General features: G+C 51.4%; 1 tRNA gene and 1 rRNA gene. Both read right to left on the bottom strand.

Annotated elements, in window-relative coordinates:
- Window positions 1-11: 11 nt before the first annotated feature.
- Window positions 12-87, bottom strand: a tRNA-Glu gene (locus AC07RN_RS21570).
- Window positions 88-172: 85 nt separating this feature from the next.
- Window positions 173-255: ribosomal RNA gene (locus AC07RN_RS21575) — 16S ribosomal RNA — on the bottom strand; the annotation flags it as partial.

The raw sequence follows: 255 nt of genomic DNA on the forward strand, positions 1-255 counted from the left end.
AAACCAGCAAGTGGCGTCCCCTAGGGGATTCGAACCCCTGTTACCGCCGTGAAAGGGCGGTGTCCTGGGCCTCTAGACGAAGGGGACACTGAAGTCTCAATCGCAAGACGCCTTGCTATTTACTTTTTATCAGACAATCTGTGTGGACACTACAAAGGCAGGTTCTTTTAGGTAAGGAGGTGATCCAACCGCAGGTTCCCCTACGGTTACCTTGTTACGACTTCACCCCAGTCATGAATCACAAAGTGGTAAGCG

The sequence above is a fragment of the Lelliottia sp. GFLA7 genome (genome assembly GCF_056490165.1).